The organism is Aquabacterium sp. (genome assembly GCF_050725395.1).
Classification (GTDB): domain Bacteria; phylum Pseudomonadota; class Gammaproteobacteria; order Burkholderiales; family Burkholderiaceae_C; genus Aquabacterium.
This window is the reverse complement of sequence record NZ_JBOHHL010000008.1, coordinates 1-14,905: the sequence shown is the minus strand read 5'-3', so window position 1 is coordinate 14,905 and position 14,905 is coordinate 1. Positions and strand designations below refer to the sequence as shown.

Annotated in this window: 19 protein-coding genes; 6 read left to right on the top strand and 13 right to left on the bottom strand. The window is 66.0% G+C overall.

The window, feature by feature from the left end; genetic code table 11:
* Window positions 1–53: 53 nt before the first annotated feature.
* Window positions 54–749 (top strand): CoA pyrophosphatase, encoded by a 696-nt coding sequence (locus ACREB4_RS07150; RefSeq protein ID WP_431587521.1) that lies wholly within the window; start codon window positions 54–56, stop codon window positions 747–749.
* 55 nt (window positions 750–804) lie between these two features.
* A complete protein-coding gene (locus ACREB4_RS07145) occupies window positions 805–1,800 on the top strand; it encodes a CobD/CbiB family protein (protein ID WP_431587520.1) in 996 nt (331 codons plus the stop codon).
* On the opposite strand, the gene ACREB4_RS07140 is transcribed toward ACREB4_RS07145, so the two are convergent.
* Together ACREB4_RS07140 and ACREB4_RS07135 are read right to left on the bottom strand one after the other, a co-directional pair.
* Window positions 1,801–2,214: a PaaI family thioesterase gene (locus ACREB4_RS07140; protein ID WP_431587519.1), complete on the bottom strand. Its 414-nt coding sequence runs from the start codon at window positions 2,212–2,214 to the stop codon at window positions 1,801–1,803. It abuts the gene before it with no gap.
* Between the two features lie 13 nt (window positions 2,215–2,227).
* Window positions 2,228–2,668 carry a hotdog fold domain-containing protein gene (locus tag ACREB4_RS07135; RefSeq protein WP_431587518.1) on the bottom strand — a complete coding sequence of 147 codons (441 nt, stop codon included), beginning with the start codon at window positions 2,666–2,668 and terminating at the stop codon, window positions 2,228–2,230.
* Between the two features lie 105 nt (window positions 2,669–2,773).
* Between ACREB4_RS07135 and ACREB4_RS07130 the strand changes: the two genes are divergently transcribed.
* Entirely contained in the window at window positions 2,774–3,430 is a 657-nt protein-coding gene (locus tag ACREB4_RS07130; protein WP_431587517.1) for a TetR/AcrR family transcriptional regulator, read from the top strand.
* A 12-nt stretch (window positions 3,431–3,442) separates the two neighbouring features.
* On the opposite strand, the gene ACREB4_RS07125 is transcribed toward ACREB4_RS07130, so the two are convergent.
* Genes ACREB4_RS07125 through ACREB4_RS07110 form a run of 4 tightly spaced genes read right to left on the bottom strand, consistent with a single transcriptional unit; the run spans window position 3,443 to window position 6,356 of the window.
* The gene (locus ACREB4_RS07125; protein ID WP_431587516.1) at window positions 3,443–3,712 is read right to left on the bottom strand and encodes a hypothetical protein; all 270 of its coding nucleotides are present in this window, start codon (window positions 3,710–3,712) and stop codon (window positions 3,443–3,445) included.
* A 25-nt stretch (window positions 3,713–3,737) separates the two neighbouring features.
* The gene (gene rsgA / locus ACREB4_RS07120) at window positions 3,738–4,727 is read right to left on the bottom strand and encodes a ribosome small subunit-dependent GTPase A (RefSeq protein WP_431587515.1); all 990 of its coding nucleotides are present in this window, start codon (window positions 4,725–4,727) and stop codon (window positions 3,738–3,740) included.
* Between the two features lie 4 nt (window positions 4,728–4,731).
* Window positions 4,732–5,073 carry a 4a-hydroxytetrahydrobiopterin dehydratase gene (locus ACREB4_RS07115; RefSeq protein WP_431587514.1) on the bottom strand — a complete coding sequence of 114 codons (342 nt, stop codon included), beginning with the start codon at window positions 5,071–5,073 and terminating at the stop codon, window positions 4,732–4,734.
* 20 nt (window positions 5,074–5,093) lie between these two features.
* The gene (locus ACREB4_RS07110) at window positions 5,094–6,356 is read right to left on the bottom strand and encodes a M48 family metallopeptidase (protein ID WP_431587513.1); all 1,263 of its coding nucleotides are present in this window, start codon (window positions 6,354–6,356) and stop codon (window positions 5,094–5,096) included.
* Window positions 6,357–6,415: 59 nt separating this feature from the next.
* Between ACREB4_RS07110 and orn the strand changes: the two genes are divergently transcribed.
* A complete protein-coding gene (orn, locus tag ACREB4_RS07105; protein WP_431587512.1) occupies window positions 6,416–6,997 on the top strand; it encodes an oligoribonuclease in 582 nt (193 codons plus the stop codon).
* Window positions 6,998–7,077: 80 nt separating this feature from the next.
* Here the strand turns inward: orn and ACREB4_RS07100 are convergent, their stop codons facing one another.
* From ACREB4_RS07100 to ACREB4_RS07090, 3 genes are all read right to left on the bottom strand, one after another.
* Window positions 7,078–7,815, bottom strand: coding sequence for a PEP-CTERM sorting domain-containing protein (locus tag ACREB4_RS07100; RefSeq protein ID WP_431587511.1), 738 nt, complete (start codon window positions 7,813–7,815; stop codon window positions 7,078–7,080).
* Between the two features lie 107 nt (window positions 7,816–7,922).
* The gene (gene gluQRS, locus ACREB4_RS07095; protein ID WP_431587510.1) at window positions 7,923–8,825 is read right to left on the bottom strand and encodes a tRNA glutamyl-Q(34) synthetase GluQRS; all 903 of its coding nucleotides are present in this window, start codon (window positions 8,823–8,825) and stop codon (window positions 7,923–7,925) included.
* Window positions 8,822–9,766 carry a LysR substrate-binding domain-containing protein gene (locus ACREB4_RS07090; protein ID WP_431587509.1) on the bottom strand — a complete coding sequence of 315 codons (945 nt, stop codon included), beginning with the start codon at window positions 9,764–9,766 and terminating at the stop codon, window positions 8,822–8,824. Before ACREB4_RS07090 ends, gluQRS begins: the two co-directional genes overlap by 4 nt.
* Window positions 9,767–9,883: 117 nt before the next feature.
* Between ACREB4_RS07090 and ACREB4_RS07085 the strand changes: the two genes are divergently transcribed.
* Window positions 9,884–10,585 carry a pirin family protein gene (locus ACREB4_RS07085; RefSeq protein WP_431587508.1) on the top strand — a complete coding sequence of 234 codons (702 nt, stop codon included), beginning with the start codon at window positions 9,884–9,886 and terminating at the stop codon, window positions 10,583–10,585.
* Between the two features lie 39 nt (window positions 10,586–10,624).
* On the opposite strand, the gene ACREB4_RS07080 is transcribed toward ACREB4_RS07085, so the two are convergent.
* Window positions 10,625–11,488: a 23S rRNA (adenine(2030)-N(6))-methyltransferase RlmJ gene (locus ACREB4_RS07080; protein WP_431587507.1), complete on the bottom strand. Its 864-nt coding sequence runs from the start codon at window positions 11,486–11,488 to the stop codon at window positions 10,625–10,627.
* A gap of 76 nt (window positions 11,489–11,564) precedes the next feature.
* On the opposite strand from ACREB4_RS07080, the gene ACREB4_RS07075 reads away from it, so the two are divergent.
* Window positions 11,565–12,170, top strand: coding sequence for an NADPH-dependent FMN reductase (locus tag ACREB4_RS07075; RefSeq protein ID WP_431587506.1), 606 nt, complete (start codon window positions 11,565–11,567; stop codon window positions 12,168–12,170).
* 33 nt (window positions 12,171–12,203) lie between these two features.
* Here ACREB4_RS07075 and ACREB4_RS07070 read toward each other — a convergent pair whose 3' ends face one another.
* From ACREB4_RS07070 to ACREB4_RS07060, 3 genes are all read right to left on the bottom strand, one after another.
* Window positions 12,204–13,148 carry an alpha/beta fold hydrolase gene (locus ACREB4_RS07070; protein WP_431587505.1) on the bottom strand — a complete coding sequence of 315 codons (945 nt, stop codon included), beginning with the start codon at window positions 13,146–13,148 and terminating at the stop codon, window positions 12,204–12,206.
* Between the two features lie 7 nt (window positions 13,149–13,155).
* Window positions 13,156–14,022, bottom strand: a complete 867-nt coding sequence (locus tag ACREB4_RS07065) for an SDR family NAD(P)-dependent oxidoreductase (RefSeq protein WP_431587504.1) — start codon at window positions 14,020–14,022, stop codon at window positions 13,156–13,158.
* Between the two features lie 5 nt (window positions 14,023–14,027).
* Window positions 14,028–14,905: alpha/beta hydrolase (locus ACREB4_RS07060; protein ID WP_431587503.1), on the bottom strand; the 878-nt coding region annotated here is incomplete at its 5' end.

The window sequence follows — 14,905 nt, the reverse complement described above, 5'->3', positions numbered from 1 at the left end:
CAACCGCCTGTTGCTCACGCCCAGGCGGTTTTTTGCTTTTCAAACCACACGACATGGCCCTGCCATTTGACCCGCAAGCCACCGAAGTCCTTGGATACGACCAGCACCTGCCGGCCGTGCCGGCGGATCGCTTGACGGCACCCGCCTTGCGGCAGCGTTTCCTGAACCCGCCCGAGTGGACCCCCGATGTCGAGATCGAGCGCTGGTTCAACGAAGGCAGCCTGCGCCCCGCGGCCGTGCTGATCCCTTTGGTGATGCGGGGTGACGAGCCCACCGTGTTGCTCACGCAGCGCTCGGCCCACCTGAAAGCGCACGGTGGTCAGATCAGCTTTCCGGGCGGGCGGCACGAAGCTGCGGATATCACTCCTGTGAACACCGCCTTGCGCGAAGCCCACGAAGAAGTGGGCCTGCACCCCGAGCGCGTCGAGGTACTGGGCAGCCTGCCCACCTACACCACCAATTCCGGCTTCCTGGTGACCCCGGTGGTGGGCTTGTTGCAGCCCTGGGACCTGGACGACGAGTTGTTGCGGTTGGAGCGCCAGCCCGGCGAGGTCGACGAGATCTTCGAAGTGCCACTGCGGTTCCTGATGGACCCGGCCCACCACCAGCGTCGGGTGCTCATCTTGGGCGGCGCGCCGGTCGAATTCCTGGCCATGCCCTGGTCATCGACGCTGGCCGAAGAGCCTTATTTCATCTGGGGCGCCACGGCCGCGATGTTGCGAAATTTGTACCGATTCCTGGCCGCATGAGGCCTGTGCCCGGTTTTTCACCTTGGGCAGCGGGGTGCACCGCTATGATCACCCAATGAGTTTCTTCGCCGTGCTGTTCGCCTTGCTGATCGAACAGCTCAAGCCCCTGTCGACCCGCAATCCGATCCACCACAGCCTCACGCGCTGGGTGCTCTGGACTGGGCGCAATTTCGACGCCGGTGCACCCTCGCATTCGCGCGTGGTGTGGGCGATCACGGTGCTGGGGCCGGCCACGGCGCTGGGCTTGGTCTACGTGCTCCTCAACCGCTACAGCACGGTGCTGGCGCTGGTGTGGGACGTGGCTGTGCTTTACACCACGCTGGGCTTTCGGCAGTTCAGCCACCACTTCACCCACATCCGCGATGCGCTCGACAAAGGGCGCGAGGACCGCGCGCGCGAGCTGCTGGCCGAATGGCGCCACGTGGACGCCAGCGAGCTGCCCCGCGCCGAATTGCTGCGCCACGTGATCGAGCATTCGCTGCTGGCGGCGCACCGCCACGTGTTCGGCGTGTTCTTCTGGTTCGTGGCCTTGTCCACCTTGGGGCTGGGCCCGATGGGCGCGGTGCTGTACCGCATGGCCGAGTTCACCAGCCGCTATTGGGCGTACAAGAGCCATGTCACCGGCGCGCCCACGCACGATGGCTTGATGAACCTGTCGCAAAAGCTGTTCTCGTGGCTGGACCACGTGCCATCGCGCATGACGGCCTTCGGTTTCGCCGTGGTCGGCAACTTCGAGGACGCGGTCGAGGCCTGGCGGCGCCACGCCCAACTCTGGATCAGCAGCAACGAGGGCACGATCCTCGCGGCGGCATCGGGCGCGGTGGGCGTGCGGCTGGGCGGCAAGGCGCCCCCGGCCGCCTCTGAAACCCTCGACGTCAGCCGCACCTTGACGGGCGGGGACGACCCTGACGCAACCGCGTCGGCCGGCAGCACCACCGGCGCACCGCCCCAGATGGCGCACCTGCGCAGTGTGGTGGCCCTGATCTGGCGGTCGGTGGTGTTGTGGATGCTGTTGCTGGCGCTGCTGTCGCTGGCCAACCTGATCGGTTAGTCAGCCGCCCACCTTGGCGATCGTGCCCTGCGCCGTGGCGCACAGCTTTTCGCTGCCATCTTCCAGCACGCTGAACACATCGCACCGGCAGGTGGCCAAGGTCTTGCCGGCATAGACCACCTGGGCCCGTGCCACCAAGGCGGTGCCCACGCCGGGCCTCAGGTAGTTGATCTTGTACTCGGCCGTGAGCACGGCCAGTCCCAGCCGTGACCCACCAGCGAAAGTCAGGGCGTTGTCGGCCAGGTAGCTGACCACGCCACCGTGCGCGAAGTCGTTCTGCTGAAGCAGTTCGGCGCGCATGGGCAGCCGCAGTTCGACGCCCTCGGGGCTGTAGGCCGTGAGTTCGGTGCCCAGCAGGCGGCTGAAGTTCTGCATTTCCAGCACCTGGCGGCCCATGGCAAGCATGTCGTTCATGGGGTGTCCTTGCTCAGTCGATTTTGATGTTCATGGTGATGCGGGCGTGGAACACCTTCGTGCCTTGCGCGTCGAAGACATCGACCGGCACCTCGTGGTCGCCCGGCTCGGTCCAGGCCACCTGGCTGCCGTCGGCCACCGCGCGGACATCGCTCTTGGCCTTGGCCAGGTATTGCACCGTCATGCCCTTGGGGATCCAACGCGCGCCGGCGGGTATTGAAGCGTCGGTCATGGTGCCGGCCACCAACTCGGCCGCGTTGCACAAGGCGATGGCGTGGATGGTGCCCAGGTGGTTGGTGATTTCACGGCGAAAGGGCACGGTGGCTTCGGCGCGGCCTGCGCGAAGGTCCACGAATTGCGGGGTGATGGTGCTGAAGTAGGGGGCGAACTGGCACACGGCGGCGGTGAACTGTTCGGCTCCCGCGCTGTTGTACAGATTGAGAAGTTGGCTCATGGGGATGGTTCGCAGTGATGAACGAAGGATGTCGTTTGCAGAATAATATTCTGGAATATTATTCGGTGTCAAATACGGACCCATGAAAGCCTTGATCGCCTTGTGATGACCGCCACCACCTCTGCTGCCTTGAATGCCGTGCTGGAGCGCGCCTACCCGGGTGCGAGGGCGCACTTGAAGCGGCGCATCCTCGCGGGCGCCTTGGCCTGCTTCAATGAACATGGCATCGAGTCGACCACCATCGACATGCTGAAAGAGCGCTGCGATGCCAGCGTGGGCAACCTGTACCACCACTTCGGCAGCAAGGAAGGGCTGGTGGCTGCGCTGTTTTTTTGTGCCCTGGCCGACCAGGCGGGCCTGACCGAGCCGCGGTTCGCCCAAGCCCGCAGCGTGCGGGAAGGCGTGGCGGCCCTGGTGACAAGCTATGTGGACTGGGTGACCGCGCAGCCGGAGCTGGCCCGCTACCTGTACCAGGCGCGTTCCAGCGTGGCCAAGGGGCCGCATGGGGCGGAACTGCAGCAGCGCAACCGGCAGCGCGGCAAGGCGCTCATCGCCTGGTTCAACCAGCCCGAGCGGCTGGCCGTGTTGCGAGAATGGCCGGCCGAGCTGTTCGCGTCCCTCATCATTGGTCAGGCCGAAAGCTACTGCCGGGCCTGGTTGTCCGGGCGGGTGAAGACCTCGCCACAGCAGTACCGCGACATGCTGGCCGAGGCCGCGTGGAGTTCGGTGGCCCGTCCTGGCGCGCTGGACGACGCGGCTTGAGCGTTGTCGGGGTCAGGCGTTCAGGGCCCGCGCCTTGGCCAGCCAGTCGCCCAGCGCGTTGACGATGTCGGCCTGGCTGAACGAGCAGCTTTCTTCCGAGAACAGTGCGCTGGATTCCAGCTGCGTGAGGATGCGTTCCAGCACCTCGTGGTAGCGCGGGGGCAGGGCCGGCTGGTGGTCCTTGGCGGCGGTGCGCCATTGCTGGACGAGTTGGGTCAGCGGCAGGCTGCCTTGCTTGAAGGCGTCGAGCGTGGCGGGCAGGGGGCTGAGTTGGTCGGGCATGGCGGTGCGGCGGGCTTGTCAAAAATCACCAGCGGGTCTGGCTGAGTTCGTCGAACAGGGCGGTGTACAGGCTGATGCGCATGGCGCTGATCTCGCCTTTTTGCACAGCGGCCTGCACGCCGCAGCCGGGCTCCTGCCGGTGCGTGCAGTTGGCGAAGCGGCAGTCATTGGCGTGGCGGGCGATGTCGGGCATCAGGTGGGGCAGTTGCACGGGCGTGACGTGGTGCAGGCCGAACTCCTGGAAGCCGGGCGAATCGATCACGGCGGCGCGCTGGTCGGCGTCGCTGGTGGCTTCGCCTTCGACCCAGTACCAGGTTGAGTGCGTGGTGGTGTGCTTGCCTGAATTGAGCGCCTGCGAGATCTCGCCCACCTCGGCCCGCGCGTGCGGGGCCAGGGTGTTGATCAGCGTGCTTTTGCCCGCGCCCGAGGGGCCCAGCACCAGCGTGGCCTTGCCGCGCAGCTTGGGCAGGATGATCTCCTTGGCGGCCTCGCCCTGGTGCTTGAGCGACAGCTCGATCACCTCGTAGCCCATGTCGCGGTAGGGCTGGAGGCGTTGGCGCGCGGTGTCGGTGCCAGGCAGGTCGGTCTTGTTCAGGACGATGCAGGGCGTGATGCCGGCGATCTCGGCGGCGATCAGGGCGCGCGTGAGCTGTGCTTCGCTGAACACTGGCTCGACCGCGATCCACATCAGCAGCAGGTCGAGGTTGGCCGCGAAGGACTTGCTGCGCCATTCGTCCTGGCGGTAGAGCAGGTTGCGGCGGTCTTCGATCTTGACAATGACGCCTTCGTTCGAGCCGTCTTGCGTGAGGTGCCAGGTGACGCGGTCGCCTACCACCACATCGCTTTTCTTGCCGCGCGGGTGGCAGATCAGGCGGCGGCCGTCGGCCGTTTCAACGAAGCAGTGGCGGCCGTGCGTGGACACGACCAGGCCGTTTTCGAGCTCGGTGCCTGCGGGGACGTCGTGGCTTTTGGGGGTGGACGGGGACCGGGTGGAAACGCGTTGGTGGGATCGCATGGGCTCAGGGGCTCAGTGCATCAACGCGGGCGGCGCAGATGAAATCGTTCAGGGACAGGCCGCCCACCGAGTGGGTGGACCAGCGCAAGGTGCAGCGGTTGTAGCTCACGGCCAGGTCGGGGTGGTGATCCTGCTGGTGCGCGATCCAGGCCACCGCGTTGACGAAGGCCATGGTGTGGTGGAAATCCTTGAAGTTGAAGCTGCGGCGCAGCAGGCCGCCCGGCACGGTGGTGTCGATGGACCAGCCGGGCACCTGCGTCAGCATCATCTGGCAGCCCCGTTCGGACAAGGGGTCGCCGGTGCGGTGCGCGCAGTGTTGTTGGGCCAGGGGCAGGGCTGAGGTCATGGTGGCGGGGGGCACAAGCGTCACAGGCCCATGGCCGCCATGCGTTCGGCGGCAGGTGGGTGTGAGTAGTAAAAGCGCACGTAGAGCGGGTCGGGTGTGAGGGTGGACGAGTTGTCCTTGTACAGCTTGATCAGGGCCTGGCGCAAGTCGCTGGCCTGGGCGTGGGCGCAGGCGTAGGCATCGGCCTGGAATTCGTCGCGGCGCGAGAAATGCGCGAAGACGGGCGCCACGAAGAACATCACCACCGGCACGGCCAGCATGAAGAGCAGCAAGGCCAGGGCATCGTTGGGCGCGCCCAGGTTGGGCGTGACACCCAGGCCCTCGTAGAAGAACACCTGGCGCGACAGCCAGCCCAGCAGCGCAAAGCCCAGCAGGCTCATCACGAACATGCCGACCATGCGCTTGAACACGTGTTTGTGCTTGAAGTGGCCCAGTTCGTGGGCCAGCACGGCCTCGATCTCGCCGTGGTTGAGGCGGCTGAGCAGCGTGTCGTAGAACACCACGCGCTTGGACGACCCCAGGCCGGTGAAATAGGCGTTGGCGTGGGCCGAGCGCTTGCTGCCATCCATCACAAACAAGCCCTTGGCCGCGAAGCCGCATCGGCTCATCAGCGATTCGACCTTGTCTTTCAAGGCCAGGTCTTCCAGGGGCGAGAACTTGTTGAACAGCGGCGCGATGAAGATGGGGAAGACGATCATCAGCAGCAGGCTGAACGCCACCCAGGCGCCCCAGGCCCACAGCCACCATTGCGGCCCGGCGGCGCCCATCAACCACAGGATCAGCGCGGCGATGGGGGCGCCCAGCGCCAGGCCCAGCAGGCCTTCCTTGACCTGGTCGCCGAGCCACATGTCAAACGTCATGCGGTTGAAGCCGTGGCGCTGCTCGATGCGGAAGGTGCTCCACGCGGCCAAGGGCAGGTCGACCAGGCCACCGATCAGGCCGAAGGACAGCAGCAGGGCCAGTTGGTAGGCGAGGTTGCCGAAACGCGGTGCCAGGGCCTCGCGCAGGGCCACGTTGAGGGCATCCAGGCCGCCCAGCAGCGTCCAGCCCACGAGCACGGCCGTGCTGATGGCCGTGGTGATCAGGTCGAAGCGGAGCTTGTCGACGGTGTAGTCGGCGGCGCGCTGGTGGTTGTACAGGCCCACGGCCAGGTCGAAACCGGCGGGAACCTGGCCACGGTGAAGGGCCACGTGCCGGATCTGGCGGTGAGCCAGCCACCATTTGGTGGCCACGGACGCCAGCAGGAACGCGGCAAAAACCAGAGAGAGGGTGCTCGATTGCATGGCCGCAAGTGTACGAGTTGCCCGACAATCCTGGCTCGACCATCCCTTGTTTGCCCCTCATGCTCGATACCACGCCTTCCAACCCCGCGCCGACCCTGGCGTCCAGCGACCAGAACCTGATCTGGATCGACCTGGAAATGACTGGCCTGAAGCCGGACACCGACCGGATCATCGAAATCGCCGTGGTGGTGACGGACCCGAACCTGACCGTGCGCGTCGAAGGCCCGGTGTTCGCCATCCACCAGTCCGATGCGATGCTCAACGGCATGGACGCCTGGAACAAGGGCACGCACGGCCGCAGTGGCCTCATCGACCGGGTCAAGGCCTCGACGGTGGACGAGGCACAGGCCACGCAAGCGGTGATCGCGTTTCTGAAGCAATACGTGCCGGCCAACAAGTCGCCGATGTGTGGCAATTCCATTTGCCAGGACCGGCGGTTCCTGGCCAATTACATGCCCAAGCTGGAGGCCTTTTTCCACTACCGCAACCTGGACGTGAGCACGCTCAAGGAGCTGGCCAAGCGCTGGAAGCCGGGCTTGTCGGAAGGCTTCAAGAAGGCGCAAAAGCACACGGCCCTGGCCGACATCCACGAGTCGATCGATGAACTCGCCTACTACCGCGAGCATTTCCTGGTGAAGTGAGCGGGGTTGATTCGATCCGCTGGCCCCAAAAAAAACCGCCCCTTGCAGGGCGGTTTTTTTGTCAAGCCAGGCTGAAAAAATCAGGCGCGGCGGCGCTTCATGAGTGAGCCCACGGTCAACAGGCCAGCCAGCGCCAGGGCGTAGGATTCTGGTTCCGGCACGGGCGAGATGCCACCGCCCAGGTCGGACGTGCTGAGCGCCGTCTTGTACACGCTGATGCCGGTGAGGGCGCCGTTGGTGATCTCGTAGCCGTCGACCTCGTCCGTCAGGATGTAGGCGGCGAAGCCGGGCGAGTTGAAGACGGCCAGGCCGGCGCTGTCTTCGAACTGCAGTTGTTCAACGCCATTGAAATAAGCGGTGAAAATGCCGGCCGAGGTGCGGCTCACGGTGACGTTGAAGGCTTCGTAGGGCGACAGGACGCTGGCGAAGCTTTCAGCCTGGGGATGGCCCAGACCGTCGTAGAACACGAAGCCACCGCTGTTCAGGTAGAAGCCGGCTTCCGAGGAGCGACCAAAGAAGTCCAGGATCTTGCGGCTGGAGTCGGTGCGGCCGACGTAGGCGAAGTCCAGGCTGATGGTGTATTCGCTGCCCGTGCTCAGCACGTTGGCCAGGCTGACGCTGGAGGTGCCCCACAGCGCTTCATTGGTGTGCAGGCCATCGGCTTGCACATCGGCGTTGACCAGGGTCAGCTGGGTGTTGGCGGCGGCGTTGAAGCTGCTGTCGAACTGGACCGAGTAATCGGCCACGGGGGCCGCTTGGGCGGTGGTATGAACGCCGACGATGGCGATCAGGCTGGCGATGGCGGCACGGTACAACATGAAGGTACTTTCCTTTGCTATGGCCTGCGTTGGCCAACCAATGACTTGCGAACTGGTATCGATTGTTGCGATTCCTGACGTCTCGTGGGAAATTCGCGCCCCCTTGATCACAGGGGTTCCCCCTCATTCAGGTGAAGGAAACGGCACAAAGTCGCATTTTTCAGCCAGCCCTGGATGGTATCGGCCTCGACCTGCACGCCGAGTTCACGCCCTGCCCTTCGAAGTTCGGACAAGGCCTGGTTGATTGGCACTGCCGCCGCGCCATGCTGCTTGGACAATTTTTCACCATGCGCATCGGTGACCAGCGGGGTGTGCAGGTAACTGGGCGTTGGCAGGCCAAGGCAGCGCTGCAGCCATTGTTGGCGGGGCGTGTTGTCCGCGAGGTCTTCGCCGCGCACGACGTGGGTGACCTGCTGATCGGCATCGTCGACCACCACGGCCAGTTGGTAGGCCCACAGGCCATCGGCCCGCTTGATGACGAAGTCCCCGACGGTCTCCACCAGGTCCTGCGCCTGCGGGCCCAGGCGGCGGTCGACCCAGTGCCAGCAGGCTTGCTCCACGGGCGGCGCTTTCAAGCGCCAGGCACGGGCGGGGCGGCCACGCAGCCCGCCGTTCTCGGGCCGGCAGGTGCCCGGGTAGACCAGTTCGCCATGTCGGGGCTTGAGTCGGCCCAGCGCGGCGTTGGCTTGCGCGATGTCGGCGCGTGTGCAGGCGCAAGGGTAGGCCAGGCCGCGCGCCACCAGCGAGTCGAGGGCGGCCTGGTACAGGGGGCCGCGCTGGCTTTGGTAGACCGGTGGGGCATCGGGTGACAGGCCGCAGGCCCTCAGTTGTTCCAGGATGGTCAGATCGGCGCCGGGAACGCAGCGCGGCGTGTCCACGTCTTCGATGCGCACCAGCCACTGGCCTCCATGGGCGCGCGCGTCCAGCCAACTGGCCAGGGCCGCGACCAGCGAGCCCGCGTGCAGCGGGCCGGTGGGCGAGGGTGCGAAGCGGCCGACATAAGGGCTCACAGCTGCAAGTCTCCGTGCCGCGACAACAAGGCGGTGCGGGTGGCGGGGCGGCCCAGTTGCTGAAGCCACCAATCCAGGGCATGGCCGGGCCGGGTCGAGGGTTGGCGCCAGGCATAGTGGACCGGGCTCAAGCGCGGTGGCTGGTCCACGCTCTTGCGGATCAGCCGGCCGGCCTCGATGTGCGGTCGCACGATGGGTTCGGGCAGGAAGCCGCAGCCCAGGCCTCTCAGCATGGCTTCCAGCTTGGCGGACATGGAGGGCAGGGTCAGCACGTCCTGGCCGGGCTGGATGCCGACGGTGAGGGGCTGCAGGTCGCGCGCGGTGTCGGCCACCGCGATGATGCGGTGAAGCGCCAGCGTGCTGGTCGACAAGGGCTCGGGCTCGCCCGCCAGCGGGTGGTGCGGCGCCACCGACAGAACGAACTCCAGGTCGCCCAGCAATTCGAAACGCAGGGTGGACGAGGACTGGCGGTCGCCCGGCACGCCGATGGCCAGGTCGGCTTGCCCCGAGACCAAGGCCTCCCAGGTGCCATTGAGCACCTCGTTGCGGATCTTCACGCGGGTGGGCGGGTTCAAGGCGTAGAAGGCCTCGATGAGGTCGAACACGGCGCTGGGCGCCACCGCGTTGTCGATGGCGATGGTGAGTTGGGTTTCCCAGCCCGATGCGACGCGCTGCACGCGGTTGGCCACGGCGTCCATCTGCTTGAGCAGCAGGCGGCCTTCGTGCAGCAGCTCTTCGCCGGCGGCGGTGAGTTTGGCCTGGCGGGAGCGGCGGTCGAACAGCAGCACGTCGAGCGCTTCTTCAAGTTGGCGCACGCTGTAGGTCAGGGCCGAGGGCACCTTGCCCAGTTCGCGCGCGGCCGCCGCGAAACTGCCGGTGCGGTCGATGGTGTCCATCATCAGCAGGGCGTCGGGGGTGAGGACTTGGCGGCGTTCGGACATCGCAGTGCCGTTCAAATGGATCGAATGATGCCATCAGATGCCGGTGAACGGTCGGCCCGGCCCGACCGCCTACAGTGGATGTTCCACCGAGTTGTCTGGACAGGAGCCCGCCACGCCATGAAGACCCTTCGCCGATCACAGGAACGTGGCCATGCCGACCATGACTGGCTTCAAAGCTTTCACAGCTTTTCCTTCGCCGATTACCATGACCCGGCGCACATGGGCTTTGGCCCCTTGCGGGTGATCAACGAGGACGTGATCGCCCCTGGCCGCGGATTTGGCCAGCACGGCCACCGCGACATGGAGATCCTGACCTGCGTGCTGGAAGGGGTGCTGCACCACGAAGACAGCCTGGGCAATGGCGAAGACATCCGGCCTGGCGATGTGCAGCGCATGAGCGCCGGCACGGGGATCGTGCACAGCGAGTTCAACCGCGCGCTCTACGATCGCACGCACCTGCTGCAGATCTGGATCACCCCGACCCGCACCGGCCTCCCGCCGGGTTATGAGCAGAAGCGATTTTCGGAGGGCGACAAGCGCGGTCGGCTGTGCCTGGTGGCCTCACCGGACGGCCGCGAGGGCTCGGTCACGGTGCACGCGGACGCCAGCTTGTCGGTGGGGCTGTTCGATGGGGACGAGCAAGCCGAGCTGGTGCTGAACCCAGCTCGCAAGGCCTGTGTGCACGTGGCGCGGGGCCGGGTGGTGGTCAACGGCGAACGGCTGGACGCTGGCGACGCCCTGCTGCTTGAAGGCGAGTCCGGCTTGAAATTGGAACAAGGGCAGTTGGCCGAGGTCTTGGTGTTCGACCTCGGCGCCTGAGGGATGGGCGCCTGAGGGCTCGGCGCTTTGATCGGCAGATCAGCGCGTTTGCACTTCCAGCGAATAGGCCGCGTGTTCGTCGATGCCGATGGTTTCGACCAGCCAAGGCAACGCTTCGGCCAGGGTGTCGTACAGCGTGTGCGGCGGGTTGATCACGAACATGCCGCTGCCGTGCAGGCCCAGGCCATCTTTCGAGGCGCCCTTGATCCGCAAGGTGGCGTGCAGCCAGTCGACCGACAGCTCGGCCGCCGCGCGCTTGAGCTGCGCCGGCAACTGGTTGGACTCGCGCCGCGCGACCTCGGGGTACCAGATGGCATAAACGCCCGAGGAAAAGCGCGGCACGGTGTCTTTCAACACCTGCACCACACGGCGGTAGTCTTCCTTGATCTCGTAGGACGGGTCCATGTGGATCAGGCCACGGCGCGGTGGCGGTGGCACGCAGCCCTTGAGGCCGCCAAAGCCGTCGGCGGCCTGCACGCTCACGCCGCGTTTGACCGACGAAAAGTGGTTCTGCAGGTTTTTGATTTCGCTGGGGTGCAGTTCGAACAAGCGCAGGTGGTCGCCTTCGCGCAGCATTTGCGCGGCGATCTGCGGCGAGCCGGGGTACCAATCCAAGCGGTCGCCGGTGTTGATGGCGCGGAGCTGGTCGAGCAGGTCGGCCACGCCTTTGGGCAAGTCCGCGGCATTGCGTGATTGCCAGACCTTGACGATGCCATCGAGCGCTTCGCCGCTCTTGGCCGCGTAGGTGCTGGTGAGGTCGTAGACGCCGCCGCCGGCGTGGGTGTCGATCACCCAGAAAGGTTTGTCTTTGAGCAGCAGGTGCGAAAGCAGCTGCACCAATACCATGTGCTTGAGCACATCGGCGTGGTTGCCCGCGTGGAAGCCGTGTCGATAACTGAACATGGCGCAAGGGTAGCGGCTTTTTGCAAGCGGAGATCCACGCGCGCGAAAAGATCGGTGTTCGCGGCATGATCGGGGCATGAGCAATACCCCCCTCCCCGTTCGACTGCTCGTGATTTCGGGCAGCGCCCGTCACGGCTCCCACAACCGCCAGCTGGCCGACCTGGCCGCACGCAAGGCACAAGCCTTGGGTGCCGAGACCACCTCGGTCGACCTGGCCGGCCTCGACCTGCCCATCTTCCACGCCAACTGGGAAGAGCGGCATGGCGTGCACCCCGGTGCCTTGAAGCTGCGCGAGCTGTTCGCCACGCACGATGGCCTGCTGCTGACCTGCCCCGAGTACAACGCCTTGCCCACCCCCTTGCTGATCAACAGTTTCGACTGGTTGTCCACCGTGGCGGCCAGCGATGGCTTGCCGGCCGGCTCGGCCACCACGCCCACCAAGCCCGCCGGGCTGTTGTCGGCCTCGACGGGGGCGTTGGGTGGCATCCGGGCCTTGCCCATCGTGCGCACCTTCCTGAGCACCAATTTCGCCATGGTCGTCGTGCCCGAGCAACTGGGCGTGCCGATGGCCGACCAGGCCTTTGACGACGCTGGCGACCTGAAGAGTCCCGGACTGGACAAGGTGCTGGACAAGGTGGTGGCCTCGGTCGTCCAGCAAGCCCGCTGGCGCAAGGCCGGCTGAACCGGTCCCCGCGAGCGCGAGGTACCGACGACTTCAGCGGGCCAGGAAAGGACTGGCCGCTTTCAGAGTCCCTTGAGGATCTTCCTCTTGCGGGATGTGGCCCAGCTCGGGAAAGGTCACCAAGGTGCAGTGCGGGATGTCCCGGCAGAACTGCGGGCCGTTGGCCGGCGAGACCATGCCATCCTTCAGGCCCCACAGCACCAGCGTGGGTTGCTGCACGCGCCGGATCATGTGAGCGCTGGCACCCCATTGCGCCTGGTCCATGCGCTGGAACAGCGACCGGCGGTTGCCCACGCGCAAGGCCAGTTCGAAGTAGCGCTGAACCTTGTCGGGGGTGACCTTGCCGGGGTCGCCGAACACGCTGCGCACGCTGGATTCGACCACGGCGCGCGGCAGGATGCGTTCGGAGATCCAGCGCCAGCTGCGCGCGCTCGCGATCTGGAAAGCGATGGGCATGGACAGGCTCGACTGCGCATAGCCGTCCGAGTCGATCAGCACCAGCTTGCGAACCCGTTCCGGCGCCAGGATGGCCGTCTGCCAGGCGACTTCGCCACCCAGGGCATTGCCCACCAGCATCACGCGCTTGACCCCCAAGGAGTCCAGCAGGCGCAACAGGAAGCGGGTGTAGGAGTCGATGTGGTATTCGCCCTGGGGGCTGGGGCCGGTCAGTCCAAAACCGGGCAGGTCGACCGAGATGACACGCCGGGTGGCTTGCAGGTCATGCTGCCAGCCTTCCCAGGTGTGCAGGCTGGAGGCCATGCCATGCAGCAACACGATGGGCACCGGATCGTTGCGCGGCCCGGTGTCGCGGATGTGCGCCTGCATGCCATCCAGTTCGATGAAGGTCGAGGGCTCCTTGGCCCACTTGGCCACCAGGGGGCCGATCTGGCGATCAGGTTCCCAGGACACGGTGACGGCGATGGCCACACCCAGGCTCAGCAGGATGCTGGACCACCAAACGCGGTTGAGCCAGTTCATGCGGTGGTCAGTGGGTGGCGCGAACCGGCTGGCGGGGCTTGTTCATGCGCTTGAGTTGCCGCATCACCAGCACCTGGTACCACGAGCCCAGCAAGCGCACGATTTTGTCCAGGCGCTTGGCATCGGGGCCCACCAGCACGCGGCGCTCGTTGTTCTCGACGGCGGCCAGGATCTGCAGTGCGGCGCTCTGCGCGGTGGTGACGTTGATCATCTTGTTGGCGCGGCGCTTCTGTTGCTCGGCCGTGATGCCGGTGACCTTCTCCATCGCGGGGTCGACCTTGCCGGCCAGCGCGATGTTGGTGGCGATGCCGCCCGGGTGCACGCAGGTGGCACTGACGCAGGCGCCTTCCATGTCCAGCTCCATGCGCAGGCATTCGGTGTAGCCGCGCACCGCGAACTTGGCGGCGTTGTAGGTGCCCTGGCTGGGGATGGCCAGCAGGCCGAAGAGGCTGGAAGTGTTGATGACGTGCCCGTCGCCCGACTTCTTGAGGTGGGGCAGGAAGGCCTGCGTGCCGTGCACCACGCCCCAGAAGTTGATGCCCATGATCCATTCGAAATCACTGATCGACACGGATTCGAGCGGCACCGTCAACGCCACGCCGGCGTTGTTGAAGACCAGGTTGACCCGGCCATGGTCGCGCGCGGCCTGGTCGGCCCAGGCGAAGACCTCGTCGCGCTTGGCCACGTCCACCTTGGTGATGGTGACCTTGACGCCATGCGCGCCCGCCAGTTCGGCGGTCTTGACCAGTTCGGCCTCGTTGACGTCGCTCAGCGCCAGGTGGCAGCCGCGGCTGGCCAGTTCGACGGCCAGGGTCCGGCCCATGCCGGAGGCCGCGCCGGTGATGGCGGCGACCTTGTTCTTGAAGGATTTCATGGGGCTCAGGCTCCGGACGTGACGCGGCTGATGAACTGCGCGGATTCTTTCAGGCTCTGGCGCCCTTCGGGCAACATGACCATGGTGGGCCACACGTGCGGCAGCTTCGAGCGCAGGTGGATCTCGCTTTGCACGCCTTGTTGCTGGGCGCGGTCGTGCAGGCGGGTCGAGTCGGACAGCAGGATCTCATGGCGGCTGGCGTGGATCATCAAAGGCGGCAGGCCTTTCAGATCGGCGAACAGCGGCGAGGCCAGCGGGTGCGTGGCCGACTGACCGGCCAGGTAGAAGTCCGCGGCCTGGGGCAGGGATTCGGGGTTGAACATCACGTCCGCGTCCGACAGCGTCTTCATCGTTTCGCCAGAGCACGACAGGTCGGTCCAGGGCGAGAACAGCACGGCGCCAGCAGGCATGGGCAAGCCCTGGTCGCGCGAAGCGACCAGGCAGGCCAGGGCCAGGCCACCGCCGGCCGAGTCGCCCGCGAACACCACGTTCTTGGGCGAGATGCCCTGGGCCAGCAGCTCCTTCCACCAAGCCACGGCGTCGTCGACCGCGGCCGGGAAGATGTGCTCGGGCGCCATGCGGTAATCCACCGACAGCACCTGCGCCTGGGCCGACTTGGCCAGGTAGGCGCAGGCCGGGCGGTGCGTGCTCAGGCCGCAGAAGAAGTAGCCGCCGCCGTGGAAATACAGCACGGTCTGCTTCGGGTTCGCCGCACTCAGCCATTCGGCCGCGCACAGGCCGGAGGCGCTCTTGGCGGCCACAGGCGTGTGCTTGATTTCAGGCGGCGGGGGCGGGTAACGCTCGGCCCCCTTGTTGACCACGTGCCGCACCTTGGCGACGACGATGGGACCACGGCCTTTGCGCTTGAACCCGCAGGCGTCGA